Genomic DNA, 1,904 nt, shown 5'->3' on the forward strand with positions numbered 1-1,904 from the left:
ATCTTCGTTGAAATTATTATTGCGCCTTCCTATACAGAAAAAGCCCTCGAAATACTCACAAAAAAGAAAAATCTCAGGCTCCTGGAAATTGACCTGAATCACAGTATTGCGCAAAGATCATCATGGGACCTGAAGAGGGTAAATGGTGGTCTCCTTGTGCAAGAGCCTGATGAAGCTGTGATAGTCGATGAACTAAAAGTAGTTACAAAGCAAGCTCCCAACAGCGAAACGATGAAAGATCTCCTTTTTGCCTGGAAGGTGGTCAAACACGCAAAATCAAATGGCATCGTGGTAGCGAAAAATGGCCAGACATTGGGCATTGGTCCAGGACAAGTCAATAGAATATGGGCTGTAGAAAATGCGATCCGGCAATCCCGTTTCAATGTGGGAGGTGCTGTCCTCGCATCTGATGGTTTCTTCCCTTTTTCAGACTCGGTTGAGACCGCTGCAAAAGCTGGAATAAAGGCAATCATTCAACCCGGAGGATCAATCCGGGATCGAGAATCCATTGATGCAGCGGATAAAGCCGGGATTGCCATGGTTTTTACAGGAATGAGACATTTTAAACACTAATGGGGTGAGAAAAATGAAAGTGCTCATAATAGGAAGCGGCGGTCGAGAAGCCGCAATAGCCTGGAAAATAGGGCAGAGCGCTCTAGTAAATGAAATATTTGTTGCGCCGGGTAACGCCGGAGTGCAGCCTTTTGCAGAATGTGTGCCTATTGCGACGGATGATATACAAAAACTAATGGAATTTGCTGAAAGCAAATCAATAGACCTAACAGTAGTTGGGACAGAGATACCTCTCGTGATGGGTATTGCAGATCTATTTGAAAAGAACGGTCTGAAGATCTTTGGACCGAAGAAAAAAGCAGCACTTCTTGAGGGAAGTAAAAGCTTTGCTAAAAGATTCATGAAAAGACATAACATCCCCACGGGAGAATTTTGTGTATGTTCAAGCTATGATGAAGCCATGAAAAGCGTGGTGGCTTTTGGATTCCCTGTGGTGATAAAGGTAGACGGTCTTGCGGCAGGTAAGGGGGTTAGTATTGCCAATGACCAAACGGAAGCTGAAAAAGTCCTCAAAACGGTATTTCTCGATAAGAGCTTTGGCGATGCAGGGAGAAGCGTTGTTATTGAGGAATTTCTCAATGGTAGAGAACTGTCTATGCTTTGTTTTGTAGATGGCAAAACAATTGTACCCATGGAAGGTGTTAGAGATTATAAGAGAGCTTTTGATGGTGATAAAGGGCCTAATACCGGTGGTATGGGAACGCTTTCACCAGTTGAAGGCTATATGCCAGAAATCCAGAAAGAATTCAAGGACAAGATCATGTTTCCTACACTTAAGGCGTTAAAAGAAGAGAGGATAGATTATAGAGGAGTGCTGTATTTTGGCCTTATGCTGACAGATGAAGGTGTTAAAGTTCTGGAATTCAACTGCCGCTTTGGGGATCCGGAAACACAGGTGTTGCTACCGCGAATGCAAAACGATCTGGTTGAAGTGATGCTTTCTGTTATAGATGAGAAGCTTGAAGAGCAAAAGTTGTGCTGGGATGAAAGAAACGCTGTTTGTGTGATTATGGCGTCAGGTGGATATCCTGGAAACTACGAAAAAGGGAAGCGCATTGTTGGGCTTGAGAATATAGAAAGCGAGGACCTTTGCGTTTTTCATGCAGGTACTCAAAACAAAGGAGGAGAATTATACACAGCTGGTGGGAGGGTTCTTGGAATAACCGCTCTGGGAAAAGACTTGAACGAAGCCCGTGAAAAGGCGTATCAGGCAGTAGAGCAAATAGAATTCGAAGGAGCACACTACCGACTGGACATTGGAAAATAAAGCAAGGGAGGCAAAAATATGATTAAAACGAATTATTTGAGGAGTGTAAATTTCAATTCTGAAA

General features: G+C 43.3%; 1 protein-coding gene and 1 pseudogene. Both read left to right on the forward strand.

Annotated features, from left to right (window positions below; all coding sequences use genetic code 11):
- Positions 1-573, forward strand: a pseudogene (purH, locus tag AC3LHT_RS06540) (bifunctional phosphoribosylaminoimidazolecarboxamide formyltransferase/IMP cyclohydrolase); the annotation flags it as partial.
- Between the two features lie 13 nt (positions 574-586).
- Entirely contained in the window at positions 587-1,840 is a 1,254-nt protein-coding gene (gene purD / locus AC3LHT_RS06545) for a phosphoribosylamine--glycine ligase (RefSeq protein WP_488662334.1), read from the forward strand.
- The last annotated feature ends 64 nt before the right edge of the window (positions 1,841-1,904 follow it).

This window comes from Kosmotoga sp., assembly GCF_982836095.1.

Coding starts and splice junctions, on each gene's coding strand:
- purD (WP_488662334.1), top strand. CDS start 587: ATGAAAGTGCTCATAATAGGAAGCGGCGGTCGAGAAGCCGCAATAGCC.